Origin of the sequence: Microcoleus sp. w2-18bC1, from assembly GCF_036700365.1 — a bacterium.
Lineage (GTDB): Bacteria > Cyanobacteriota > Cyanobacteriia > Cyanobacteriales > Microcoleaceae > Microcoleus.
This window is the reverse complement of record NZ_JAUBOS010000062.1, coordinates 12,574-37,374: the sequence shown is the minus strand read 5'-3', so window position 1 is coordinate 37,374 and position 24,801 is coordinate 12,574. Positions and strand designations below refer to the sequence as shown.

Annotated in this window: 19 protein-coding genes; 9 read left to right on the top strand and 10 right to left on the bottom strand. The window is 48.5% G+C overall.

Going from position 1 to position 24,801, the window contains the following annotated elements; genetic code table 11:
• Positions 1-51: 51 nt before the first annotated feature.
• Complete coding sequence (locus QT979_RS23405) at positions 52-594, bottom strand: hypothetical protein (RefSeq protein ID WP_333311838.1); 543 nt, start codon at positions 592-594, stop codon at positions 52-54.
• 137 nt (positions 595-731) lie between these two features.
• On the opposite strand from QT979_RS23405, the gene QT979_RS23400 reads away from it, so the two are divergent.
• Positions 732-923 (top strand): hypothetical protein, encoded by a 192-nt coding sequence (locus QT979_RS23400; RefSeq protein WP_333311837.1) that lies wholly within the window; start codon positions 732-734, stop codon positions 921-923.
• Between the two features lie 706 nt (positions 924-1,629).
• Here QT979_RS23400 and QT979_RS23395 read toward each other — a convergent pair.
• The 3 genes from QT979_RS23395 to QT979_RS23385 all read right to left on the bottom strand — a co-directional run bounded on the left by QT979_RS23395 (position 1,630) and on the right by QT979_RS23385 (position 6,143).
• Complete coding sequence (locus QT979_RS23395) at positions 1,630-2,757, bottom strand: type II secretion system F family protein (RefSeq protein WP_333311836.1); 1,128 nt, start codon at positions 2,755-2,757, stop codon at positions 1,630-1,632.
• Between the two features lie 189 nt (positions 2,758-2,946).
• The gene (locus QT979_RS23390; RefSeq protein ID WP_333085111.1) at positions 2,947-4,044 is read right to left on the bottom strand and encodes a type IV pilus twitching motility protein PilT; all 1,098 of its coding nucleotides are present in this window, start codon (positions 4,042-4,044) and stop codon (positions 2,947-2,949) included.
• A 92-nt stretch (positions 4,045-4,136) separates the two neighbouring features.
• The gene (locus QT979_RS23385) at positions 4,137-6,143 is read right to left on the bottom strand and encodes a GspE/PulE family protein (protein ID WP_333085112.1); all 2,007 of its coding nucleotides are present in this window, start codon (positions 6,141-6,143) and stop codon (positions 4,137-4,139) included.
• A 1,294-nt stretch (positions 6,144-7,437) separates the two neighbouring features.
• On the opposite strand from QT979_RS23385, the gene grpE reads away from it, so the two are divergent.
• The 8 genes from grpE to QT979_RS23345 all read left to right on the top strand — a co-directional run bounded on the left by grpE (position 7,438) and on the right by QT979_RS23345 (position 16,265).
• Complete coding sequence (gene grpE, locus QT979_RS23380) at positions 7,438-8,232, top strand: nucleotide exchange factor GrpE (RefSeq protein ID WP_333213876.1); 795 nt, start codon at positions 7,438-7,440, stop codon at positions 8,230-8,232.
• 296 nt (positions 8,233-8,528) lie between these two features.
• The gene (gene dnaK, locus QT979_RS23375; RefSeq protein WP_333213875.1) at positions 8,529-10,646 is read left to right on the top strand and encodes a molecular chaperone DnaK; all 2,118 of its coding nucleotides are present in this window, start codon (positions 8,529-8,531) and stop codon (positions 10,644-10,646) included.
• Positions 10,647-10,778: 132 nt separating this feature from the next.
• Positions 10,779-11,906, top strand: coding sequence for a molecular chaperone DnaJ (gene dnaJ, locus QT979_RS23370; RefSeq protein WP_333085115.1), 1,128 nt, complete (start codon positions 10,779-10,781; stop codon positions 11,904-11,906).
• Positions 11,907-12,201: 295 nt separating this feature from the next.
• A complete protein-coding gene (locus tag QT979_RS23365) occupies positions 12,202-12,492 on the top strand; it encodes a sulfurtransferase TusA family protein (RefSeq protein WP_333213873.1) in 291 nt (96 codons plus the stop codon).
• Positions 12,489-13,739: a ribosome small subunit-dependent GTPase A gene (rsgA, locus tag QT979_RS23360; RefSeq protein WP_333311835.1), complete on the top strand. Its 1,251-nt coding sequence runs from the start codon at positions 12,489-12,491 to the stop codon at positions 13,737-13,739. Before QT979_RS23365 ends, rsgA begins: the two co-directional genes overlap by 4 nt.
• A gap of 241 nt (positions 13,740-13,980) precedes the next feature.
• Complete coding sequence (locus QT979_RS23355; RefSeq protein WP_333213869.1) at positions 13,981-14,766, top strand: MotA/TolQ/ExbB proton channel family protein; 786 nt, start codon at positions 13,981-13,983, stop codon at positions 14,764-14,766.
• A 15-nt stretch (positions 14,767-14,781) separates the two neighbouring features.
• Positions 14,782-15,510 carry a biopolymer transporter ExbD gene (locus QT979_RS23350; protein WP_333311834.1) on the top strand — a complete coding sequence of 243 codons (729 nt, stop codon included), beginning with the start codon at positions 14,782-14,784 and terminating at the stop codon, positions 15,508-15,510.
• Positions 15,511-16,067: 557 nt separating this feature from the next.
• Complete coding sequence (locus QT979_RS23345; protein ID WP_006635253.1) at positions 16,068-16,265, top strand: NblA/ycf18 family protein; 198 nt, start codon at positions 16,068-16,070, stop codon at positions 16,263-16,265.
• Between the two features lie 436 nt (positions 16,266-16,701).
• Here QT979_RS23345 and QT979_RS23340 read toward each other — a convergent pair whose 3' ends face one another.
• The 6 genes from QT979_RS23340 to QT979_RS23315 all read right to left on the bottom strand — a co-directional run bounded on the left by QT979_RS23340 (position 16,702) and on the right by QT979_RS23315 (position 23,991).
• A complete protein-coding gene (locus QT979_RS23340; RefSeq protein WP_333042233.1) occupies positions 16,702-17,151 on the bottom strand; it encodes a hypothetical protein in 450 nt (149 codons plus the stop codon).
• Between the two features lie 80 nt (positions 17,152-17,231).
• Positions 17,232-18,434 (bottom strand): anhydro-N-acetylmuramic acid kinase, encoded by a 1,203-nt coding sequence (locus tag QT979_RS23335; protein WP_333215664.1) that lies wholly within the window; start codon positions 18,432-18,434, stop codon positions 17,232-17,234.
• 107 nt (positions 18,435-18,541) lie between these two features.
• Complete coding sequence (locus QT979_RS23330) at positions 18,542-19,273, bottom strand: PP2C family serine/threonine-protein phosphatase (protein WP_333064224.1); 732 nt, start codon at positions 19,271-19,273, stop codon at positions 18,542-18,544.
• Positions 19,274-19,688: 415 nt separating this feature from the next.
• Positions 19,689-21,455: an AarF/ABC1/UbiB kinase family protein gene (locus tag QT979_RS23325; protein ID WP_333311833.1), complete on the bottom strand. Its 1,767-nt coding sequence runs from the start codon at positions 21,453-21,455 to the stop codon at positions 19,689-19,691.
• A gap of 111 nt (positions 21,456-21,566) precedes the next feature.
• The gene (locus QT979_RS23320) at positions 21,567-21,899 is read right to left on the bottom strand and encodes a DUF6825 family protein (RefSeq protein ID WP_333048510.1); all 333 of its coding nucleotides are present in this window, start codon (positions 21,897-21,899) and stop codon (positions 21,567-21,569) included.
• Positions 21,900-22,419: 520 nt separating this feature from the next.
• Positions 22,420-23,991, bottom strand: coding sequence for a protein kinase domain-containing protein (locus QT979_RS23315; protein ID WP_333215667.1), 1,572 nt, complete (start codon positions 23,989-23,991; stop codon positions 22,420-22,422).
• Between the last annotated feature and the right edge of the window lie 810 nt (positions 23,992-24,801).

Below are 24,801 nucleotides of genomic sequence, written 5' to 3'. Positions count from 1 at the left end.
GTCTGACCAGTTTTTTTTCAACAATTCTCTAAAAGCCTCTTGACAAAAGACTTACAGTCTTAACTTGTCACCAATGGTCATGTGCAGAATATGTGTTACATCTTTTTGTTTTTTTGGAGATCGGGGAAAATAGAGTTGCGAGATTAAAGGGTTGAAACCTAGAGGCATGACTGATACGTTAGCAGCCGGACATCCAGCTTTGATTAAAACGTTTTTAGAGTATTGGCTGACGGCTAGTTTGTGGGATGAAGCGTTAACAGCATCGTAAATCCAGTAATCATAATCATCATGGTTTTGGGCGAATTCGTAATTGATAGCAAAAAGTTCTAAGTTGAGATGTCCGTTGAGTTCTTTTAAAAAATAAGGTTTCCAATAATGAGACCATTTGATCTGAAATAAATCTGAGGGTGTGGTGTTCATCCACTTCGCTAGCAGGTCATTTTCTTCTGCTGTCGAATTGCGGCTGAGGTGAGAGGCTATTGTTGAAGGTGCGACCGAAATAGGAATTCCCATTTGGTGTAAAGTTTTCGCCAGGGATAGGGTAATGTCGGTGAAGGAATTAAAGTGTTGAAAGGCAACGTTAAAGTGAACCATATTTATTGGTTATGAGTGCAGGGTAATCACATTTGATTTGGTATAAATTGTACTTGACAAATGACAGAAAATGCACCTGCCAGATGTAGGGCTGCGGTGGAGACGCGATCGGCGACCAACAAGCAGTTAAACGGGGAATGGACTCCCGGCAGGTATCCCTCACTCAGGCAGATGGAAAAAGGCTGCCGTCAAATCTAGCGCCAACGAAACATTGTGGAACGTGCTATCAAGCGACTCAAGCAATGGAGTCGGACGCTATTCGATATAAGAAGCTGACTGCCAATTATACAGCCATGATTACGATCGCCTGGATTGTGTTGTGGTTATAGTTTGAAAACACGCCCTAGACAAAAGCACGTGATGGAGATAAATCAACGAGGTGGAACCCCAGCGAGCGTGCTTAGCTGGCTATCAGCATCACACTCAACTTTCATTCCTTAGTTTACGAGCTGCGCTTGAATGATGCTGTCAAATATTTTAAAAATTTCCCTGATCATTATAGATTAATTAAGATGCGATTACCCTGTAAAATCTCTGAATATTTTTTATTCTTTATATTCTGGGATCGTTCAAATTGGCAAAATTTTCTTCTAAAAAACTGGCATTTAACATATTCGCCCCAGGCAATGAATCTGTTTGTTTTGTTGGTGATTTAAAGTTTGAGTCAAACCTTTCTCCATTGATAGCACCCATAAACTACAATAACTACGTTGAAATTGATTCGGATTTAACTGTAGTATATTTTGGGTTCAAATTAAGATGCGTTTACCCTGAAGCGTAAAGCCAGGATTAGGCAGCATTTAAATCTGTCTGCTTATCCTACTTGACTTTTGTGACATTTTCGTAACTTGTCACCAATGGAAAGACCCTGGTAAGGAAGATTTGGAGGCAGAGCCTCCAAATTGTTTTCTCCTTTTAATCGAGGATGTGCCTCCTCCAAAAGTCTGGCCAGGCAGAGCCTGGGGACGATTGAAATAGTCATTGGTCAGGCGTTAATTGCTACTAACTAATAACTAATAACTCATTAGCCCTTTTTTACAGCTTCTGGAACACTGCGAACATCGGCAGATACATCGACAGCAAAATCGAACCTACGATGCCACCGACGACGACAATCATCAGAGGTTCTAGCATACTGGTAAGTCCTTTTACTGCTTCTTCCACTTCCGTTTCATAGAAAGCGCCAACTTTCATCAGCATCTTGTCAAGTTCCCCTGTCTCCTCGCCAATTGCCATCATTTGAATGGCCAAAGACGGAAAAACAGCTTGTTCTTGCAAAGCAATACTGATCATGCCACCGCTTTGAATTTCCTGTCTCGCATATTCGATCGCATTAGATATCGCCTGATTCCCCGCCACATCTCGCACAATTTCCAAAGAATTGAGAATTGGCACGCCCGATCGCGTCAGCGACCCAAATATTACGCAAAACCGAGCCACAGCAGATTTTTCGATCAAATCGCCAAAAATAGGTAATTTCATGGCAATCCTATCAATTTGTAGGCGACCTATTGGAGTTTTGTAGTACAGATCGAAGGCAATTTTTAGCGCTATAATCACCCCAATAACTGTTATCTGTTGGATGGGAGGCCAAGCCGTACAAAATGCACTAATTGCCAGCATAAACACCGTAAAAGCCGGCAAATCTGCACCAATATCCTTAAAGATTTTAGCGAAAGTTGGTAGCAAGAATATGGTCATTGCGAAAAAAATCACGATCGCAATAAAGAACACAGTCTTCGGATAAGACATCGCCGAATTAATTTCAGCCTCCGTCTTGTGGTTTTTTTCCATCATCACAGCCAGACGGTCTAGGGTTTCATCTAGCACCCCCCCGACTTCTCCCGCCGCCACCATACTGATAAACAGTTGGTCAAAAACATCAGGAAACTTAGCCATCGCCTCTGCCAAGTTTATCCCCTCCTGCACGTCAGCATTCATGCTCCTGAGCGCTCGCTTCAACTTAGCATTAGAACACTGCTCGTGCAGCACGGAAAGGCATCTAACGATCGCCACCCCTGCATTAAACATAGCCGCAAACTGACGAGCAAAAATAGCCATATCCTTAACAGTAAGACTGGTAAGGTTATATTCAATTTGCTCCTGAATCTTACTGAAATCAAAGCCACCTTTCGGTTTTTGGCGGATAACGTTGGTAGCCACAGCTCACCTCTGAAAATTTATTAAAACTTAGTTGTCAGTTGTCAGTTGTCAGTTGTTAGTTATTAGTTGTCAGTTGTTAGTTGTCAGTTGTCAGTTGTTAGTTGTTACCCATAATTAATAACAACGGTCAACGGCTAACTGACTTATGACCAATGACTAATAACTAATGACTAATGACTGCTGACGGAATTAATGAGCTTTTACCGGGGCGCTACCAACAGGTGCCGGGCCGATCAAGCGTTCGAGTTCGTCAGCCTTAGAAGCCTTGGCCATTGCGGATTCCCAAGTGACTTTACCGCTCTTGTAAAGTTCAGCGAGGGCCATTTCCATCGTCCTCATACCCAATTTGGCCCCCATTTGGATTTGGGAGTAAATCATCGGAGTTTTGCCCTCCCGGATCAAGTTAGCCATAGCTGGAGTATTTACCATGATTTCCATAGCGCAGCAGCGGCCGCCCCCAACTTTTATTACCAAATTTTGGCTGCAAATTCCCACCAAAGAGTTAGACACCTGGGCGCGAACTTGGGGTTGTTGAATGGGCGGGAACACGTCCAAAATCCGATCGATCGTTGCAGCGGCCGAATTAGTGTGCAACGTTCCCATCACCATGTGACCCGTTTCTGCCGCCGAAATTGCCAGACCGATCGTTTCCAAATCCCGCATTTCCCCCACCAGAATTACATCAGGATCTTCGCGCAAAGCAGCTTTCAGTGCATTAGCAAAGCTCTTAGTATCTTCGCCCTTTTGGCGCTGGTGAAACAAACTCTTGATATTAGGAAACACATATTCGATCGGGTCTTCAACTGTTAGAATATGTTCCGCCCGCGTCCGGTTGACCAGATCCAACAACGCCGCCATCGTAGTAGTTTTCCCGGAACCCGTTTGTCCCGTCACCAACAGCATACCCCTGGGTCTTTCAGTCAGATCCCGCAAAATCTGCGGCACGCCTAAAGCATCGGCGTTAGGAATCTTAGAAGCCAGAGCCCGCATACAAGCAGCCCAAGCACCCCGCTCCCGGTAGACATTGACGCGAAACCGAGCCAATCCCCGAACGCCGTAAGCGCAGTCGAGTTCCCACTCCATTTCCAACTGCTTGCGCTGCATATTGTTGAGCATTTGGAAAATCAGGATCTGCACTTCCTCAGCAGACAGAATGTCCCCGTATTGCGTCTGAGGAGTTAGTTTACCGCTGACTCGGAAGAATATAGGCGCGCCCGCTTGGATGTGTATGTCCGAACCCCCTTGCTCTACCAGGGACTCCAGTACGTCTTCAATCATCAGACCCATAGATACCTCTCCTCGATCAAATTGATAGTTATTGACCAATCTAGCTCAGTTAACAGTCAACAGTTAATAGTCAACAGTTAACTGCTGCTGAATCAATCCAAAAAGCGTGGCGTCAAGCAGTACGGACAATCCAGCATCTCCGGCTTCAATTCCGCCTGACAAGTTTTGCAGGTAAGTCCCTGCTTGCGTTTGGCTTTCATTTCAGCCTCCAGGCCAGAGTCTGTAAACGTCACCCGCTCGACTTCTTCAAAGGTAGTCGCGCCTTCTCGCACCAATTGCAAGCTGTAAGCCAACAGCGTTTTCATCCCTTCTTCTACTGCTGCTTCCTTAATTTGCTCTGTGGGAGCTCCTTGAGTGATCAGAGTTTGAAGCCGCTCAGTATTTTTCAGGAACTCGTAAACCCCTACCCGTCCTTTGTAGCCTAGGCCGCCGCACTTCCGACAAAGTTGCTCGCGTTCTGCCAGTTCCTTCCTTTCCTCCACCGGTATGGTGTTGGCTTTGTAAATAGTCAGATCAATTTCTTGAGAAGCCGACAAACCGTACTTGCCGAGTTCTGCGGCAGTAGGCTGGTAAGGAATGCAGCATTTGTCGCAAACGCGCCGCATCAGACGCTGAGCCAACACGCCCAACAGAGCGGCCGAAACCATGAAGGGTTCTACGCCCATTTCGGCCAAACGCGCGACTGCCCCAGCCGCGTCGTTCGTGTGCAGCGTCGTCAGCACCAAGTGTCCCGTCAAAGCAGCTTCCAGAGCAGTTTTTGCCGTTTCCTTGTCCCGCGTTTCCCCCACCAGCATCACGTCAGGGTCTTGCCGCAAAAATGCCCGCAGAATGTTGGAAAAAGTCAAGTCTTTTTCCCGAATTACTTGACATTGCGTAATTCCTGGCAAAGCATATTCGATCGGGTCTTCCGCCGTACTGATATTAACCCCCGGATCGTTCCGTTCCGCCAGAATCGAATACAGAGTAGTTGACTTGCCCGAACCCGTCGGCCCCGTCACCAAAATCAGTCCGAACGGACGGCTAGCACTTTCTCGCACTAAAGCCAAAGTTTCTTCGTCGGAGATTAACAAACCCAAACCCAACTGAGTGCTGGAACTGTCCAAAATCCGCAGCACGATTTTTTCGCCGTATCGGGAAGGCAAGCTGTTCACCCGGAAATCCACCGTGCGTCCCTCAAACACCCGGCGGATGCGGCCGTCTTGAGCTTGTCGGCGTTCGGCAATATCCAGGTTGGCAATAATCTTGAAACGAGCGGTAATCGATGCGACTACCTGCTTGGGAAACCGGAAATACTCTTGCAGTACCCCGTCTTTCCGCATCCGAATCCGCATGAACTCTTCTTGAGGTTCTACGTGGATGTCAGACACCTTTTCCGACAAAGCTTTAGCCAAAATGATATTGACTGCCTTAATTACGGGAGCGGCCTCTGCATCGTCCAAGGTGTTAGCGAGGTCTTCTTGGTCGCTACTCTCCTCTTCTAGCGAGAGCTCGCCAAAATCTCCCTCCCCTAAATCCATCTTTCTCTGCTTTTCGATTTCAGCTTTTTTAGCTTCCCTCTTAACTTGTTCGTCTTGGTAAGCAGAAGTAATATCCTGGTAGTCGTCCGGCGTAATCACTCGCCGCTGCAAAGCCAAGCCATGAGGCTGTAAAATCCGCCGCAAATCTTCTATGGCGTTGAGGTTGTCGGGATCTACCATTGCCACTAAAACCGCCGCCGGCTCAGTTTCAGTCTTCGCTACGGGTAAAAACCGACCTTGGTGACAAATGTCGATCGAAATCTTCAACGTCTCGAGCATAAGTCCCAGTTGCTCGTTAGACATTTCGCTCATCTCCGGGTCAAATGCTTCAACCCCGTAGACTATCTTCCGTTCAAACATCTGCTGCTTCTTGTAAAGTCGCAGCAATTCTGGGGGTAACGGCTGCCCGGTAAGTGCTTCTAATACCTCCGTCAAACGCTTGCCCGACTTCTGGCTTTCAATTTGAGCTTGCTTGACTTGCTCGCCGTTGACGTAACCCGACTGAATCATCTTGGTGAGAGCCGGAGTAAAAACGCTTAGAGCAACTATCGATGTGGATCGAGGCGCGGATGTGCTAGTCATAAAAAACACTCAATAGGTGGGAAACTCAGTCACAAAGAGTGCTGAGAGGAAAACCAACGCGGGGTTTTAACCCCCGTATTCTTTGCTTATGGATCAGCTATCATGTTCTTGCTCAATCCCTATCTCTCAAGTGTAAGCTCGTAGTCACCTCTAAGCTTCGTCCACAAATTGACGAGACATTGGAGGGGTTTGCCGATGCTTGTCATCAAATCTTGTTCGTTGAGTGCTAAGTTGCTTACTTATTTGATTAACTTGCGGGATACTCTCGTTATAGCGTCAGGGTACATCACTTGGGGATTCCCCGTACCGGGAGAGAAAAGCGGGGCGGGGTGTGCCCCCTTCCCAGGCTAATTCTATTTTCCCAAATTGTTTGCTCAAATTACACCATCCGTGGTGGCGCGGTTAGCTGTACTAAATTAAAGATGAGCTATGTTCTGTGATGATAGCTTTTACGAAAGCCTCGATCACCCTTGTGAAATATATTTTGATTAATTATCTGCGATCGGTCACTGCCCGATCGTCGGCTGCATGAATTCCCAGGGCAAATTTGGAGCTACTCTAGTTTTGGGTCAGTAAATATTACTTTGATTCTACCCTGGTGTCCGAACCTTTATGACGTAAGCTGGACGGTTCAAAAATCTTGGAAAGAGGCAAATTAGATATCAATTGTATTTACAGATGAGCATCGGATCAAAACCAACTAATCTCTCTCATTTGGCTGGCAAAAATTCGATCCTTCAAGCTACTTCGGCGTTAGTAAATCAGAAAAACCACAGCCTCAATTCGCATCCAGATTAACAACCTAGTATCTGAGTCACAAAAGCACACAGCTAACTACTTAGTCACTCAATACAAATTCCTCTTTCTCCCGACTTGGGAAACTCAGCAAATGGTAAAAAAATCTACCTTTAGGTTGCGACTAAAACAGCCTGAGCGATGATAACTTAAAGTCACGATCGTTTTAAGTCAACCTTGAAACATCAAGCCTCCTAAGTCGGAAATCAGGTAGTTGACTTGAAAGCAAAATATACTTAAAAAAATGTTGTAAAGGTGATTGGATTAATTAAAAATGAGGAACCAACAAACGTTGGGTTGCCCCCATGGTGGCAACGATTTTATACGTAAATATCTAAACTGGCCTTTGAATATTTTATGGAAAGCTTTAAGCAATGTCTCCAGAGATGGCGAGATTTCCTCTTTTCACATTGTGCCATACACAGTAAATTTGAGTCCTCTAGATTTACCGGGTTAACTGTATCTGCTAGAATTGATAGGGTTCTGTCGCGCAGCTTTTATGATTGACGAGGAAAAACAGCAAGATCAAGATCCTAGCTCAACTGGGGAAACCACCCCAGAGGGTTCGCCAATGGCAAGCGAAAATCCGGCGGCATCGGGAAACTCGAATGAATCGGCGGATTGGGAGCTCGAACTTGCTCGAGCTTATCAAAGTGCTCAGGGCGATCGCACCCCAGCAAACGCATCGGGGCCTACCGTCACCGGCAGTTCAACCAACAGTCCGACTGCAGATGCGGCGGAGCCTTGGAAGAAGGAACTGGCACAGGTAACCGAGGAAAAAGAGGCTTTAAAAACTCAGTTGCAAGTCGCCTCCGCTCAACTAGAAGAACTGAAAAATCAAAATCTCCGCCTAGCAGCAGATTTTGATAACTTCCGCAGGCGTACCCAAAAGGAAAAAGAAGAGCTAGATTTACAGGCAAGGTGTCTCACGATCAAACCCCTGTTGCCGGTAATTGACAATTTCGAGCGCGCTCGATCGCACATCAAGCCGCAAACCGACGGCGAAATGAACATTCACAAAAGCTACCAAAGCGTTTACAAGCAAATGGTAGATAGCCTCAAGCAAATCGGGGTTTCTCCGATGCGCCCCGAAGGCGAACAGTTTGATCCCAACCTCCACGAAGCTCTGCTGAGCGAGCCAACTGACGAACACGAGGAAGGAACAATTATCCAAGAACTAGAACGCGGCTACATTCTGGGCGATCGCGTCTTGCGGCACGCCAAAGTGAAAGTTGCAGCGGCTGGGCTATCTGTGGTAGCCTCAGATGAAAATCCCGATAGTTCAGAAGGTTAATCGGGAGACAAGCTACTGCATTCCTTAAAGTCACTGACCCCCGAATAGAATTCGGGGGGTCCAAGGTGGCCGACTCACCAACTTCTTTTTAATTAAAGATGACTAAAAGCAGGTCAGCGGTTTATCCAAAAATTCTGAAAAATGTTTTTACCAGTCTTTGATACTGCTTTAGGACATCAAGTTTATTTCCTACAAATCTAGTCTGGGAATGCTTGTTTAAACAAGCTGAGTCGTTTTTCATCTCCCAACCTGTAGTTGGAGATTTCCAAACATCCCACAAAGTTTTATGAGGCGCTATGGGAAAAATTATTGGAATTGACTTAGGCACAACTAACAGTTGCGTAGCTGTGTTAGAGGGCGGTAAACCCGTCGTGATCGCCAATTCCGAGGGCGGCCGCACAACTCCGAGTATAGTAGGATTCGGCAAGGCGGGCGATCGCTTAGTAGGTCAACTAGCCAAGCGACAAGCTGTAACTAATGCTGTAAATACTGTCTACAGTATCAAACGATTTATCGGACGGCGGTGGGACGACACGGAAGAAGAACGAGCGCGGACTCCCTATACCTGCATAAGAGGCAAAGACGATACCGTTAACGTCCAAATTCGGAACAAGGTTCACACTCCCCAAGAAATCTCGGCAATGGTACTCCAAAAGCTCAAGCAAGATGCTGAAGCTTATTTGGGACAAACTGTTACCCAAGCCGTGATTACAGTGCCAGCCTACTTCACAGATGCCCAACGGCAAGCTACTAAAGACGCCGGTACGATCGCAGGCCTAGAAGTCCTGCGGATCGTCAACGAACCGACAGCGGCAGCCCTTTCCTACGGGCTGGACAAGCAAAATATAGAACAGAAAATCTTGGTCTTTGACCTAGGCGGCGGTACTTTCGACGTTTCGATCCTGCAACTGGGAGACGGAATTTTTGAAGTCAACGCTACCTCCGGTAACAACCATCTCGGAGGAGATGACTTTGACGACTGCATTGTACAGTGGCTGGTAGAAGCTTTCCGCACTCAAGAAGGCAGTGACCTTTCACAAGATAAAATGGCTTTGCAGCGCCTCCGAGAAGCTGCGGAAAAAGCGAAAATCGAACTCTCCAACCGGGAATCTACCTCAATCAATCTGCCCTTCATCTCTTCTGACGAGAAAGGGCCGAAGCATTTGGAAATGGAACTCTCCAAAGCTCAGTTTGAAAAACTGGTGGCTCATTTGGTGCAAGCAACGATCGATCCGGTGACTCAAGCCCTCAAAGACGCAAGTTTGACCCCCAAAGACATAGACAGGATTATTTTAGTCGGAGGCTCAACCCGGATTCCGGCAGTTCAAAAGGCAATTAGCAAGTATTTTGGGGGTGTTTCTCCCGATAAATCCGTCAATCCCGACGAAGCTGTAGCCGTAGGCGCGGCAATTCAAGCCGGGGTGTTGGGTGGTGAAGTCAAAGACTTGCTGCTGCTAGATGTGACGCCGCTCTCCCTGGGACTCGAAACCTTGGGCGGGGTGTTCACCAAAGTAATCGAGCGCAATACAACTATTCCCACCAGCCGATCGCAAATGTACAGCACGGCGGCAGACGGACAAACCTCGGTAGAAATTCACGTACTCCAAGGCGAGCGGGCATTAGTTAAAGACAATAAAAGTCTCGGCAAGTTCCTGCTCAAAGGCATTCCCCCAGCCCCCCGCGGCGTACCTCAAATCGAAGTTACCTTTGAAATCGATGCCAACGGGATTCTCAAAGTGGCTGCTGAAGACAAAGGAACCGGAAAAGAACAAAGCATCCAAATTTCCAATACAGGGGGATTGAGCGAAACCGAAGTCGAGCGGATGCGACAAGAAGCCGAACTTTACGCCGATGAGGACATCAAGCGCGCTCTACTCGTCGAACTCAAAAATCAAGCTGACTCCCTCGTCTATAATTGTGGTGTAACTTTAAAAACCAACGCGCAACTGCTGAGTGACGAGCTCAAGGCCGAAGCGGAAACAGCCGCAGCAGCCTTGCGGGCAGCGATGACTAACCCCGACATCACAGTCGAGGAACTCACGCCCGCAATCGAATCTTTCAAGCAACTGCTATACTCGCTGGGGACAGCAGTCTACGACCAAGCCCGCAGCGGGGTAGCCCCGTCAGGAGCTGTTGTTGAAAGCGAGATGATGTCAGAAGTAGAATCATCAGAACCAGAAGATGTTAAAGCGGACGACGACAGCATTTTGCTGAAAGAAGAGCTGCTGGTGGCGCCGGAATCAAAGCCGGAATCAAAGCCGGAACCAAAGCCGGAACCAAAGCCGGAGCGACAGTCAAAACGACAGTCAAATCCACAGCCAAGTCCACAGCCAAGGCCACAGCCAAGTCCACAGTCAAAACAAAAACAGAAGGTTCCCGAACCAGAAGTTGATGATATGAATCCTTTCCTTTAAAACTGAAAAGCTAAAAATTAAAAGTTAAAAATTGACAATGAGAATTTTTGATTTTTAATATGTAATTTCAGGAAAGGTCGCCCGTTTCTTTTTCGTACACTTTTTGTTATTTACCTCCAGGCAAGCAGCTCTATGGCCGGTGATTACTATGAAATATTAGGCGTTTCTCGCAGCGCAGACAAAGAAGAAATTAAGCGTGCTTACCGCCGCCTAGCTCGCAAATACCATCCAGATGTCAACAAAGAACCCGGTGCCGAGGAGCGGTTTAAAGAAATTAACCGCGCCTACGAGGTCCTCTCAGAACCCGAAACCCGTGCTCGTTTCGACCGTTTCGGTGAAGCAGGCGTCAGCGGTGCAGGGGCACCTGGGTTCCAAGACTTTGGTGACAGCTTTGCCGATATTTTTGAAAGCTTCTTTCAGGGCTTTCAGGGAGGTGTCGGCCAACAACAGCAAGGTCGCAGGCGCAGTGGGCCGGTGCGCGGAGACGATTTGCGCCTAGATTTGCGGCTGGATTTTCGGGAAGCAGTGTTTGGTGGGGAAAAAGAACTCCGCATCAAGCATCTAGAAACCTGCGAAACTTGCACCGGGACTGGCGCGAAACCGGGAACCCGACCACAAACCTGCTCGACTTGTACCGGCAGTGGTCAAGTCCGACGTGCTACCCGCACTCCTTTCGGCAGCTTTACTCAAGTTTCAGTTTGCCCCACTTGCAACGGCACCGGGCAAGTGATTGAGGATAAGTGCGAAACTTGCGGTGGCCGGGGCCAGAAAGAAGTGATGAAAAAGCTGAAAATCACAATTCCGGCTGGGGTTGACAACGGTACTCGCTTACGGGTTTCCAATGAAGGGGATGCCGGCAAACTGGGCGGGCCGCCCGGAGATCTTTACGTGTTCTTGGCGGTGAATGAAGACCCGCTATTTAAGCGGGACGGCACTAACGTTAGCTCGGAAGTTAAGATTAGTTATTTGCAAGCAATTTTGGGGTGCCGGTTGGAAGTGGAAACCGTAGACGGGCCGACGGAATTGTTGATTCCTAGCGGAACTCAGGCGAATACTGTTCTTACTCTTGAGAAAAAAGGGGTGCCTCGGTTAGGAAATCCCGTCAGTCGTGGCGATCATTTGATTACGGTGTCTATTGACATTCCGACTAAGGTGACGGCTGAGGAACGGGAATTGCTGATGCAGCTTGCTAAGCTGAAGGGCGATCGTACCGGTAAAGGCGGCTTGGAAGGATTTCTGGGCAATTTGTTTCAGAAATAAGCAATTTTTGACACCAATTGGTGTCAAATTTTCCGGTTTCAGGATTCCCCAGCCATTTGTTTTAGTATCTGTCAAAAAAATGTGGGCAATTGCTCACAAAAATCTCAGGTGGGACGCTTCCTGGGCATTGCGTTTCAGCAGCGCTGAAAAAAGTGAGCGCAATTGCGCTCACTTTTTTCAGAAAGAATAATAGTCTGTGTCCAATTGGAAAGAAAATTTTAGATTCTCCAGTTTCCAGGCAACTTGTTTAAAAAAGTAAGTAAGGCTTTCAGGATTTGAGATTGCAAAAAGCATTATGAATTCAACATCGAAAATTGAAAATCCCAAATCCCCAGATGCCAAAATCGATCTGCGGGGTACTCCGTGTCCTCTGAATTTTGTCCGCACTAAACTGCGCTTGGAGCAAATGGCACCGGGAGCAGTGTTGGAGGTGTGGCTGGATGCTGGGGAGCCGATCGAACAAGTACCCGATAGTCTAAAAATGGAAGGCTACCAGATTCTCGAAACGCAATTTGTCGCGGATGAGCCGGATTCTGGATTTTTTTCGATGAAAGTGCAGCGCCCAGAAGACAAGGAAGCCGGATGAGCCTGAATTCACCCTCGATTGTGGGTACTGTAATTGCTGTTCAGGCTAACTTCTACCAAGTGAGGTTAGATCCCGAAGTCTCCATTGACGGGAAAAATGCTCCCCTCGCGGATTCTCCGACTCTCCTGTGCACTCGTCGCACTCGACTGAAAAAAATTGGCCAACAGGTGATGGTGGGCGATCGCGTGGTGGTAGACGAACCGGACTGGACTGACCGCCGAGGTGCAATTTCTGAAGTCTTCCCGCGCCAAACAGAACTCAACCGCCCGCCTGTCGCTAATGCCGATCGCATTCTCCTCGTTTTTGCCCTTGCTGAACCAGACTTAGATCCCGCATCATTAACTCGGTTTTTAGTCAAAGCCGAATCTACAGGTTTAGAAGTGAGTTTGTGCCTGAACAAATGCGATTTGGTCACGCCCCAGGAGTTGGAACAGTGGCGCGATCGGCTTTCAGGCTGGGGCTACGAACCAATGTTTATTAGTGTCCGCAGCGGTGCAGGAGTTCAGGACCCCCCCGCTAATGGTCAAAATGAAGTTTCTAAATCGGAACCAGCTTTCCATGACTTAGTGGAAAAAATAGAGCCATCTCTGCTGAGTTCTGAGGACAACCCCCAAGTTCCAAATTCGGTCAAGCCGTTACATCCGTTAAACCCCGTACATAGCGCGTTGCCGAACTTGCTTCTAGACCACCTGCAAGGAAAAATAACGGTAATTTGTGGCCCTTCTGGGGTTGGCAAGTCCAGCTTGATCAACCAACTGATCCCGGCCCTGAACCTCCGAGTGAACGCTGTTTCTGGCAAACTCGGCCGCGGGCGCCATACGACTCGCCACGTCGAACTATTTGAACTCCCCGGCGGCGGACTCTTGGCCGATACTCCGGGCTTTAATCAGCCGGCTCTCGAATGCGATCCCTCAGAATTAGCGGAATATTTCCCAGAAGCGCGCCAGAGGCTGGCTTTGGGTAGCTGCCAGTTTAGCGACTGTTCGCACCGAGACGAGCCTAACTGTGTAGTGCGGGGCGGTTGGGAGCGCTACGAGTATTACTTGCAGTTTCTCGAAGAGGCGATCGTCCGCCAACAAGCTCTGCAAAACTCCAGCAGCGCCGAATCGAGTTTGAAGCAGCAAACCAAGTCGGATGGTACCCAGCATTACGAACCGAAGCTGCAAACTAAAAAATATCGCCGCTCTTCCCGCCGCCTTCAACACCAGTCCCTCCAAGATATGTGTCAAGACTTAGAGGAATTGTGAGGAAGTCGCCGCCCATCGCCCGTAAGCACTAGACAACAGTACCAAGACTTACCCAGAAACCGGGTTTCCTCCACGAAAATACTTCGTTGCACCCCGATGCCCCCTTCACAAAACCGTCTTTCTTTAGTGGCGAGGGCGTAAGTCCTGAGTACATTAATAGCTAAAATTAAATGGCCTTAGATTTGTTAAAAAAAGTAGAACAGAAGCAAAAGTTAGCGGGTACTGCAGGAGCAAAAATATTGTGAATATTCAAGAACTGTTTCAAAAAGGCGGCCCCGCCATGTGGCCCCTGTTGGTGTTATCGATTCTATCTTTGAGTACCATTATCGAGCGCTTGTGGTTTTGGGCAAGCCTTCTGAGCAAAGAAAAGCAGATTGTTAACCGGATTCTGGAAGCGGCTCGCAGCGATTGGGGGGCGGCTAACGAGATTGCCAGACAAGCTAACCGACAGCCGATCGGGCGATTTCTTTCTGCACCCCTGCGGCTCTACAATCCCGAACCAGATTTATTTCGACTCGCACTTGAAGCTGCAGCCGATGAAGAGTTGGCTTCGATGCGTCGCGGTGACAAAATCTTAGAAGCTACGATCGCTCTCGCCCCTTTGCTGGGCTTGCTGGGAACTGTTTTGGGCTTGATTAACTCGCTGAGTTCGATCCGTCTGGGCGACATCGGCACGGCGGCAACAACTGGCGTAACTTTGGGGATTGGCGAGGCGCTGATCACTACTGCATCTGGGATGGTAGTAGCAATTTTTACCTTGGCGTTTTATCGGATATTTCAAGCTTTTTTGTTCAACCAGGCAAAAATATTTCGCAAAGCTGGAAATGAATTGGAATTGCTTTACAGGCAATACTGGCCTGCAGCTAATGCTAAGGGTCGATCACCCGGTGCAGAATACAGCAATTCTTCTTTTGGTGCAGATGGTTTGAACAGGCGTTCTCTCAATTCTCAAGAATCGGGAGAACGGAATCGGGAGCCGAAATTGAAAGGTTCCGATCCGGCTGAAGATTCACCTTCTAATAATTAAAACTACTGAGAACTGATGAAGATTAATCTAGATACTCCTGCTGAAGAGGCTCGGATTGAGCTGGTGCCTTTAATTGACGTGATCTTTTGCATTCTGACGTTTTTTCTCCTGGCTGCTTTGCAACTGACTCGCCAGCAAGCCATTAATGTCGATTTGCCTAAAGCGAAGACTGGACAAACACAGATGCGAGAGATGCTGATTGTCAGCATTGACGATTTCGGGCAAACTTATATCGACCAATTGCCTGTTAATTACCAACAGCTCGATCGAGTTTTAAAGAGTTTCCAAAGCCAGAATCCTACGGGGTTGATGGTGCTGTACGCTCCTCAAAATGCGAGATATGCCAAAGTAGTCGAGGTTTTAGACAAATTGAGAGAGGTAGGGGGCGATAGAGTTGCCCTGGCAACTCTTCCTAGTTCGGCTCCCTCCCCATTGCCCAATACCTCGCTTCCCAATTCTGGCATTCCTGCAGCACCTGCGATCGGCAATTCCGGTCAACCCCTGCCGTCTCCTGTGCCTCCGGGGCAGCAACAGTTCAACCCCAATCAGTTTCAATCCCCTCTCCCCACTCCTGGGCAGCAGCAGTTCAATCCGAATCAGTTTCAATCCCCTCTCCCGGCTCCTGGGCAGCCTAGCAACTCTGGGGCAACTCAGGGCATTCCTCCTGTTTCGCCTGCACCCGCTGGTTCCAATTTCAGTCCTGGAGTCGCCACTCCACCGCAGGATGGCGGGTCCTCGAATTAGTTAGGAAGAAGGTTCGGCAACGGGTTGTGTAACGGATGTAAAAGATTTCAGTCCGATGTCCGTCGGAAGAAGGGAGAAGGAAGAGGGGAGAACAGAGAAATAGAAATTTTCCCAATCTCCCGCTCTTCCGCTCTCCTCATCTCCCCCTCTCGTCATCTCCTCATCTTTCAATCTCCCCTTTTCCCATCTCTCCATCTCCCCCTCTTCTCCTCTCCCCATCTCCCCCTCGCTGAGAGAATCTCCGCCGAATTTGGTATAAAGGGCTTCAATTCTTTTGGTTCGTACTGAGCCTTTTTTCTCTTGACAAGTAGATAGACTTGTATATGCCTGCGGAAGGAACTTTTGCAGACATCTCGCCATCTCTATCGCTAAGTAAGTTATTTCCTAGGACAGATGGTAATTTTGTCAAATAATTGTTACCTTTTGTAATATAGACTAAAGCCAGATGGGCCATCGGGCATCCCGAAACCAACTGTCGATCGCTGAAACAACTTACAAATCTGGTTAATCCAGGTGTTCACTTTTAAGTCACCTTTACTTACAGAGGAGTCAAAGTCATGAGCCAACCAGCAGAATTGTCTTTGGAACAGCAATTTAGCCTGTGTTCCTTCAAAACACAGGTAAGTGACATGAGCCGCGAACAAGCTCAGGAGTTTTTGGTCAAGCTTTACGAGCAAATGATGCTACGAGAAACCATGTACCGCCATTTTCTGAAACACCACTGGGGTTTAGAACCTAACCCAGGCGTTGAGTAACCAAGAGTCGCAGTCGGCGACCTCCGTCTCTTACTCTGTTCCCTCATGCGGAAAGGAGTTGGGGGTGATGGGGCGTCACTCGAAGGCACAAGGTAGAAAGCATCTGTACAGACGTGAGGAAAACTTGACAATTCCTTTGTGGATTTCACTGAATGTGGAAGTCGAGGTAAGCAGTTTGTCGATCGACACCACTGGAGAGTGCAAAGATAATTTATCGCGCCTCAACTCGAAAATTGGACAACTATTAATAATAAGTAAGTGTTAATTTTTTAACCACTTAAAATTTTTAACAATTCAATATATTTGTGTTTATTTGCAGCGGATGAGGTTTGACAACAATGGCGCTAGTCGGACATCTGAGCGCGACCCCCGACTAGCAAAACCTTCAGTTTTCACATCAATCCCTAGAACTGGCAACTGTGGACTCTAGAAAGAGTTATTCCGGCTGACGTTCCAGAGTCGCCTCCATTGTACTCGTCAAGTAATGACCAGACATGATGCCGCTAGATTGGTAGTAGCGGTTGTCATCAACCCGGTGAAGGGTATCAAAACCCGTCCGCCGCTGGCGTTCGTCTCCCAATACCCAGTAACGCTGGACGATCGACTGGGGAGCAATCCAACCTTCCCCCTCGACGCGGGCGAGTTCGCTGTGTTGGAGTACAAAAGTATACTGCCGTTCATCGCTGTTGAGGTGTCCTCGGTACTGCAAAATAATCTCTTCGCGATCGCCTCCAGGAAATACGAGCTTTGTCACCATACTGAACCAATCTGTTCGGTTCCAGCTCACTAAAGTTTTGCCCTTAACCGTAATTGGCACGCCATTGCGCTCAATCCAGCTTCCTTCGAGCGTCCATTGGCCAGATTCCATTAAAAACGTGTGAGCCACAGTGCTGTTCCTATGCTTTTCCTGCTGGCTACAATGCTGGTGCAACAACGCACAGCCGTTGTCCCTCAGACTCTATGCTATCACGCCCAACTGTGCCAACAAGAGTTAATTTCTCCTAAAAGTACCGATGTCCGGGCACCAGTAACTTGAGGCAGATTGCCGGGAATGCCCCGAACCCGCCATGCGGCTAAAACCGCGAAAGCGATCGCCTCTTTAAAATCTACATTCAAGCCTGCCTCAGAAGTAGTCAACACTTGCACTGGATGCAATTGAGATTGCAATCGGCGTTTTAAGTAGAGGTTGTGGCTGCCGCCCCCGCATAGTAAAACTCGATCGGGCATAGCCGGTAAAAAAGTTTGGTAACTGTGAACGATCGAGACAACAGTCAGTTCTGTCAGAGTGGCCAGCACGTCAGCAGGACTGAGGTTGTAACCTTGGGCCTCGACCAAACACCTGTCAAAATAGTCTACACCAAATAGCTCTCGCCCCGTTGATTTCGGCGGTGCTTGGCGGAAGAAGTCTGATGCGAGCCACTCCTCAACTAAAGCTTGACAGGGAGTGCCCGATGCCGCCCAAGCTCCACCTTCGTCGATCGTCTTAGTTCCGCCTGAGAAGTGCTGTACTGCCAAATCTAACAGGGAATTCGCCGGGCCTGTATCCCAGCCCGATATGCCATCCCCAAAACTGAAAATCTCAGACTCGTCATTGTTTCCCCCTTTTCCTCTGGCCGGAAGATAGGTAACATTGCCAATCCCCCCCAGATTTTGGATGCAGAGGCTGATGTTGGGTTCCGCCAGCAGGCAGGCATCAACTATTGACACTAAGGGTGCTCCTTGACCCCCTGCAGCAATGTCTGCCGATCGAAAGTTACTGACAGTAGTAATTCCTGTCAATTCCGCAATTAGCGCGCCCCGCCCGAGTTGCAAGCTGTAACCCATTAACCCACCGGCGCTGTCTTTCTGGGCTTTCCCAGCAGGTCGGTGGTAGACGGTTTGACCGTGAGAGCCGATTAATTCGGCTTTATCATATTCTGCTTGAATTGTCAATGCCGCCGTCGCAAATTCTTGGGCGATGGCATCATCTAATTCTGCTAGTTCAGCCATTGACAAAGCTGAGCCACTGCAAACCGAGAGAATTTGCGATCGCAAATTAGCAGGATAAGGGAAAGTCTTGCCGGCCACCAATTGCACTTTCAAGTCTGTTTGAGAACCGACCACATCCACCAAAGCAGCATCAATGCCATCCACCGACGTGCCGCTGATCAAACCGATAACGCGGGTCATTCTATTTTAGATTTTAGATTTTAGATTTTAGATTGTTCAATTTTTCGATTTTTCGATTTTTCGATTTTTCGATTTTAGATGGTCGGGTGCGATCGGGCAATCGAATATTATTTGAGGTCGATCGTTACGATCACCACAGTAATATTATCGCGTCCACCTTTATCCTTAGCAGCTTGAATTAAAGCATTTGCGGCGCCCTCGCAGGCGCGAATCGACTTCAGAGGCGAAGCAATCAAAGGATCGGAAAGTTCTTCAGTCAAGCCATCGCTGCAGAGCAGCAAGCGATCCCCAGGCTGCACGTCCACCGGCAAAATATCTATCTCCCGCAAATCATCGCGGCCCAAACACTGGGACAAAACGTGACGCCAAGGATGAGTGCGAGCCTGGTCAGGAGTTAGGGCCTTTCTTTTCACAGCCTGAGCCACCCAAGTCTGGTCTTCAGTAATCTGTTCCAAGCGAGAGCCGTGTAGCCGATACAAGCGAGAGTCACCGATATTAGCGCACCAGGGTCGGCCCTCATCCCTAAACATTAGAACCACAGCCGTAGTACCCATATCAGCACGCTCCGGGTGGTCGAGCTGATCCGTCAAAATTGCTTGATTGGCAATTAAAAAAGCCTTTTCCAACAACAGCGGAGAATCCTCTGGCCCTTCCCAATGTTCGAGCAAATAAGATTGAATCGCCTGAGTCGCAATCCGGCTGGCTTCTTGACCTCCGGCGTGTCCTCCCATTCCGTCGGCCACTATGAAAAATCGCCCGTCAGAGTCTATGTAGTACGAATCCTGATTTACGGAACGAACTAGCCCTGTGTCTGTCTTACCTGCGAAAGAGCGTTTCATAGATTGGGTGATTGGACTCATCGAACTTAAAAGCTTGATTTAATGGGGTGCAATTTTTTATTCCAAAACTTAAATCCCGAACGGACTTGAAATTCTGCAGCCCGCGATCGCGAGTTTTGGAAAAATTGCAGTTCCTTGACCTCATATTGTAGATCGATATGATGGTAATCCCGTCTTAAAATTTCGGTAAACCCAGTAAATTAAGCAGCACCTGCAAAAAAAACAGGATTTATACCCAAAATCAGAGGTTTATCTGGCGAAAAACTTAGGCAGCAACCGGGTTTTTAGCCTCAAAGCGCGTAAGTGTTGTAAATTTTAGCAATTTGTGGTATTGCAGCCAAAACTTAACATTCGAGGTCAAATTTTGGCTGGCGAGAAATCTCAAACCTGAAATTTCAAATCCCAAATTGCCCCATTATGACATCCTGTCTAAGCGATCGATCCGCTTGAACAAACGCAGCATAGCAAACCCTGCACCCGCCGCCAGCACGGCAACAGCGACAGCCGGCCAGACTTGATTGCTGACAAACAAAATTGTCGCCGACAAAGTAAAAGCACTCATCAGCAAAGCATAATTCGTGCCCATTTGAGCGCTGCTCATGCGGCGGAGCAAGCGCTCTGTTTCGGCCGAACGGACGCGAATCCGCAAATCTCCCTGTTCGAGTTTGTCAATAGTCTCCTCAATCCGGCGAGGCAAACCCAAAGCACTCGAACTCACCTGAGCCGCCTGACGGCCGATTTCGTTAAAAATGCTGCTACTTGTATCATGGCCATTTCCATTAGTCATAAGCTGCATGGCAAAAGGTTGTGCCACCTCCATAAAGTTGAACTCGGGATCTAAGCCTCGGCCCACCCCTTCGATGGTGGAAAAAGCTCGCATTACAAAAGTAAAAGTAGCTGGGAACCGAAAAGGTTGGTTGTAGGCAATATCGTAAAGGTCGTCGGTAATCGCGCTCACAGACTGATTTTCAAAAGGCTTGTCCATGAAGTTATCCAGCATATACTGGATGCTGCGGCGCACCGGACTCATATCACCCGTAGGCACCAACGCTCCCAAATTGATCAGAGAATCCATAATCCGCTGTCCATCCTTGGAAGCAATGCCGTAGAGCGTCTCCATCAGTCCTTCGCGGACGTTCGACTGGATTTGCCCCATCATGCCAAAATCGTAGAAAATCAGACAACCGTCAGCACTAACAGCGATGTTGCCGGGGTGTGGGTCAGCGTGGAAAAAGCCGTCGTTGAGCAACTGGCGCAAATAAGCTTTTGCGCCCAACTGAGCGATTAATTTACGATCGATACCGGCCGCTTCCAAAGCTTCGTAGTGGCTGATTTTAATCCCTGGCAGGTATTCCAAAGTCAGCACTCGCGGAGCCGCGTACCGCCAATAAACCCTCGGCACCCGCACCCAGTCACAGTTGCTAAAATTGCGACGAAAAGTATCAGCATTGCGACCTTCATGGAGATAGTCAATTTCCAGCCACAGAATGCGACAGCATTCTTCATAAATCCCCATCCAATCGCGGCCGCGGCCCCACTTAGGATGGTTTTGAAAGTAGCGGGCAATTCCCTTAAGAATTTGCAAATCGATCTCGAACAGCTTCCGCAGTCCCGGTCGCTGCACCTTGACCACCACTTCCGGGCCCGAATGCAGTTGAGCTTTGTGTACCTGACCCAGACTTGCAGCGGCCAAAGGCACCGGGTCAAAGCTGCGGTAGAGTTCTTGAACTGTCTTGCCTAAATCTTGCTCGACAATTACTTCTAACTGCTCGTAGCTGAAAGCAGGGACTTTATCTTGCAGCTTAGAAAGTTCCTCCACAAACTCTGCTGGGAACAAGTCGGCGCGGGTGGAAAATAACTGCCCAACTTTAATGAAAGTTGGCCCCAAATCCAAGAGTGTTTCTCGAACCCAGATAGCTTGAAAGCGGCGTCTGGCAACTTTCTTTTCTTCAGTCACGCCTCCCCAGTAGCTCCAATTTTTGCTGTCGAGCCAGAGGGAAGCCAGCCAGAGCAAGACAAAGGCCCAAATGTCGAAGAAGCGCCGCTGCCGGGAGTATTTTTCGCGATTCCAGCGATAAGCTTTACTTTTGTAGGATTTACTAGCAGTTTTTGGCTCATCGGCTTCGCCAGTGTGCTTGGGGGAGCGGTGGCGATTAACAGAGTCATCAAGGAGAGCAGACACTTGGGTTCCCAACTTGCTTATTTTATGTTGTTGCTTTGATTGGAAGTAGGAGCGCAGGAGCGCAAAGCAATGCGCTCACGTAGTAAATAATAGTTGTGGTCGAATCGAGCGCTAGGGCAAACTGCTGCGGTAACGCTGCAATTCCGATCGCACCAGAGCCACTTCGGCGCGCAGCTCGTCAATCGTCGCTTGCAACTCTGCAGGATGGATGTCTTGAATAGTGGTGGTGCTTGCAGTGCCAGTTCTGGTCTGCATCGCCTCATCCGAAGCACGATTTGCCCGTTCCACAACTCGATCTGTGAACTGCCGCAGGCGTTCTCTTTGTTCTGCGTCAAATTTGCCGAGTTCAGAGAAAGCGTTGGTTGCTGCGCTTTCTAATTGCTCGTACAGTGCTTCGGCAAGTGCTCTGCCTACAAAAAAAGCATGAACTGGGGGTTTACTCATAAAAAATCTCTGTGCGCTTCCGCAACAAATTATAACTTGCTTGTCCCCAATGATGCTTGCTCCCAAAGGAAGGAAGTTTGGGGGAATTGACAATCCCACCCCATTGTCGGGGATGGGATTGTTGAGAGTTAGAACAGTCTAACGCGCCACAGCTTAGCCCAAAAGCCTCGCTGACACTGGCTCAAATTCGAGGTTGGGGTTGCTTTGTACCAAAATGTTTGCAGCGAGGGCAGTATTGATACGCGACATCACACCACCTCAGCGCCGCGCACATATTCTAACATAATTTAAATCAAAATAGAACATAGTCCTGCATTTTTTTGCGGGCATTTGGATTGCAGAGGGAATAGGAAATATTCGATAAACTCAGACGGCGACTGTTGGGATTTTCAGATTCGACGGAAGTTTTTGGAAGATAGTCGTTGGCTAGGTAGGGCCTTATTATCTCAACTACTGAGCGGATATTTCCTGACTCATAAAACCAAGTATTTGTCCGCACTTTTAACCAACAAAAACCATACTAATTTGTCGCAGGTTCGGGAAAAGGCATCGTGGGATCTGCCACAGGGGGTGGTGAATTAGGTGCGATCGAACTATCTGAATTGTTGTCACTGCTGCTTGGTATCGCAGGCTCAGGCGATCGCTCGATCGGCGAGGCTATTACTGGCGACGGGGATTCCGACGGCGGCAAGGTTTCAGCGCTAGCACTCTCAGGGGCAGGCGGGGCGGGTGCGGCGGGCGGTTCTGGCGGCAGGGGCGCAACTTCAGGTACTGGTGCGGCTTCTGGTTGGGGATATGGCTTGATTTCGGTTTGAGGCTCTGGAATGGGAGACTCAGAAGGCTCCTCTGCGGGATCGGGCGTCGGCGATGGCTCAGGTTCCGCTTCGGGATCTGGAGCGCCAGTTTCCTGGCTTGGGGACTCAGAAGGTTCGGCGCTAGTTTCTGAGGGTTCGTCGATCTGTTCGGGAATGTTGCTGCTGTCTAAGGGGGGTTTGGGACGCTTGTTGAGTTCGATGGGGTAGAGAGGGGTGCTTTCGACAGACGGCTGTCCGAACATCGGCTCTGACAAATCGCGGGATTTGAGCAAATCTTCGAGAGATGGGAAGGATTCAATTTTGGGACTATTACTGAGACTGGTGCTGTTGTAGTGCGATGCTAGGTCAAAACCCATCCAGCCTGCAATTGCAGCCGTTACGACAAATGCCACAAAAGTCAACTGTGGCGGGGGAGGTGCGGGCAATCTTAGGCTTTGCTTGCCTTTTCTTTTTACTGATACTCGCTCTGTTTCTTGCAGCATGGTGAGCCAATTTTCCACTGTCTGAGGGCGGTTGTGGGGGTCGATTTCGAGTCCCTGAAGGATGGCTCGCTCGATTCTTGGGCTGAGGTTGGGCTGAAATTGCCGTAACTCAGTCAAGGGGATGCGATCGCGCAGGGGTGCTGCTACGGGGGCCACGCCGGAGAGTAAGTAGTAGAGGGTGGCTGCGATCGCGTAGATGTCAGTGGCCGGTGTACATTTACCGTCATAGAGGTATTGTTCGATCGGCGCGTATCCGGGGGAGAGCAAGTTAGTGTGGGTTTGTTTGGTGCCGGCGGTAAAGCCACGGGGAATTCCGAAATCTATTAACATTACTACGTGAGAATCAGCTCGCCGGATAATATTTTCTGGCTTGATATCTCCGTGCAGCAATCCGCTGTGATGAACTGTACTTACGGCTGAGGCTATTTGCCGAATATAGTGCACGGCCTGGGCTTCTGGCAGCGGCTGATCGGTTTCGACTATTTGGGCGAGAGTTTGGCCCGGAATGTAGTCCATTGCAATAAAAGACTGTCCGGCTTCTTCAAAAAAGTCGATTACCCTGACTATGTTGGAATGCTGACACCGCGACAGGCGTTGGGCTTCGGCAATAAACTGCTGCTGAAATTGGGCAGATTCTGGGTGTTGGCGCAGACTTTCGTTGAGGGTTTTGAGTACGACGGTTTGGTTTAAATGGGTGTGGATAGCTCGGTAAGTGATGCCGAACCCTCCTATCCCTAAAGTCGCGTTAATTGTGTATTTGCCCTGTTGCAGGACTGTTGCTGGCGCTAAGTTCATCTTCAGTTGATGCCGTTTCCCAAACTATGCTACCGCCTTTGGGTTATTTCGCAGAGTTAGGGGTGAGGTTTGATCGATCGGCTCCCTAGTTTGAGCTTTAGCTCTGCTATATCTTTAATCTTGGCATCCCCACGTCATTTTATCTGTAGTAGGTATTGTGAAACTTAACGCTCCGGCTTTCCAATAATAAAAATCCCGCTCTTGTGGAACGGGAAAGCCATCAGGGTGCATCTATAATATCTGACTCTAACTTATGGGGGGTACAACCCCTCATTACTTTAACAAGTCTTTAAAATTAGCCGATTTTTGTAAAAATTTAGGTTTTAGGTTGACTTATGAGCAATCTTATGATTTATCAGATTGCTGCGTGGCGATCTTGAGCTTGGAGAATTGACAGCAATTCTTGCACTCTGGCTGCGATCACTTCAGTTGAGGCGAACTGGTACATTCCGATGGCGAATACGATCTGGATTTATAGTACGTCGTTTTCCCATGTTGCTCGCAGAGTCAGACCTTACAGACCAGATTACCTTTTTGGCTCAGATCAAGTTCAGGCGAGCGGCATAAAATGAGAAAGAGGCATTGTATCGGGCTTAATCTTGAGACGGTCAATGGCTCAAACCTTGTAAATAAAAAAGCTGTAAGCATTCTCCAGGCATTGGTAGCCCAGAGCAATCAATGCTTAAATCGCTGTTCGCGTTACACACCAAGGCCTGTAGGCAAGCTCAAGTTCCCCCCTTTGGGGAACTTGAGCTTAGGTTGTCACAAATGGGGTCTTGCTGGTAACGAGAAGCGATCGATTAGCAATTA

Coding starts and splice junctions, on each gene's coding strand:
- QT979_RS23405 (WP_333311838.1), bottom strand. CDS start 594: ATGGTTCACTTTAACGTTGCCTTTCAACACTTTAATTCCTTCACCGAC.
- QT979_RS23400 (WP_333311837.1), top strand. CDS start 732: ATGGACTCCCGGCAGGTATCCCTCACTCAGGCAGATGGAAAAAGGCTG.
- QT979_RS23390 (WP_333085111.1), bottom strand. CDS start 4,044: ATGGGTCTGATGATTGAAGACGTACTGGAGTCCCTGGTAGAGCAAGGG.
- QT979_RS23385 (WP_333085112.1), bottom strand. CDS start 6,143: ATGACTAGCACATCCGCGCCTCGATCCACATCGATAGTTGCTCTAAGC.
- grpE (WP_333213876.1), top strand. CDS start 7,438: ATGATTGACGAGGAAAAACAGCAAGATCAAGATCCTAGCTCAACTGGG.
- dnaK (WP_333213875.1), top strand. CDS start 8,529: ATGGGAAAAATTATTGGAATTGACTTAGGCACAACTAACAGTTGCGTA.
- dnaJ (WP_333085115.1), top strand. CDS start 10,779: ATGGCCGGTGATTACTATGAAATATTAGGCGTTTCTCGCAGCGCAGAC.
- QT979_RS23365 (WP_333213873.1), top strand. CDS start 12,202: ATGAATTCAACATCGAAAATTGAAAATCCCAAATCCCCAGATGCCAAA.
- rsgA (WP_333311835.1), top strand. CDS start 12,489: ATGAGCCTGAATTCACCCTCGATTGTGGGTACTGTAATTGCTGTTCAG.
- QT979_RS23350 (WP_333311834.1), top strand. CDS start 14,782: ATGAAGATTAATCTAGATACTCCTGCTGAAGAGGCTCGGATTGAGCTG.
- QT979_RS23345 (WP_006635253.1), top strand. CDS start 16,068: ATGAGCCAACCAGCAGAATTGTCTTTGGAACAGCAATTTAGCCTGTGT.
- QT979_RS23335 (WP_333215664.1), bottom strand. CDS start 18,434: ATGACCCGCGTTATCGGTTTGATCAGCGGCACGTCGGTGGATGGCATT.
- QT979_RS23330 (WP_333064224.1), bottom strand. CDS start 19,273: ATGAAACGCTCTTTCGCAGGTAAGACAGACACAGGGCTAGTTCGTTCC.
- QT979_RS23320 (WP_333048510.1), bottom strand. CDS start 21,899: ATGAGTAAACCCCCAGTTCATGCTTTTTTTGTAGGCAGAGCACTTGCC.
- QT979_RS23315 (WP_333215667.1), bottom strand. CDS start 23,991: ATGAACTTAGCGCCAGCAACAGTCCTGCAACAGGGCAAATACACAATT.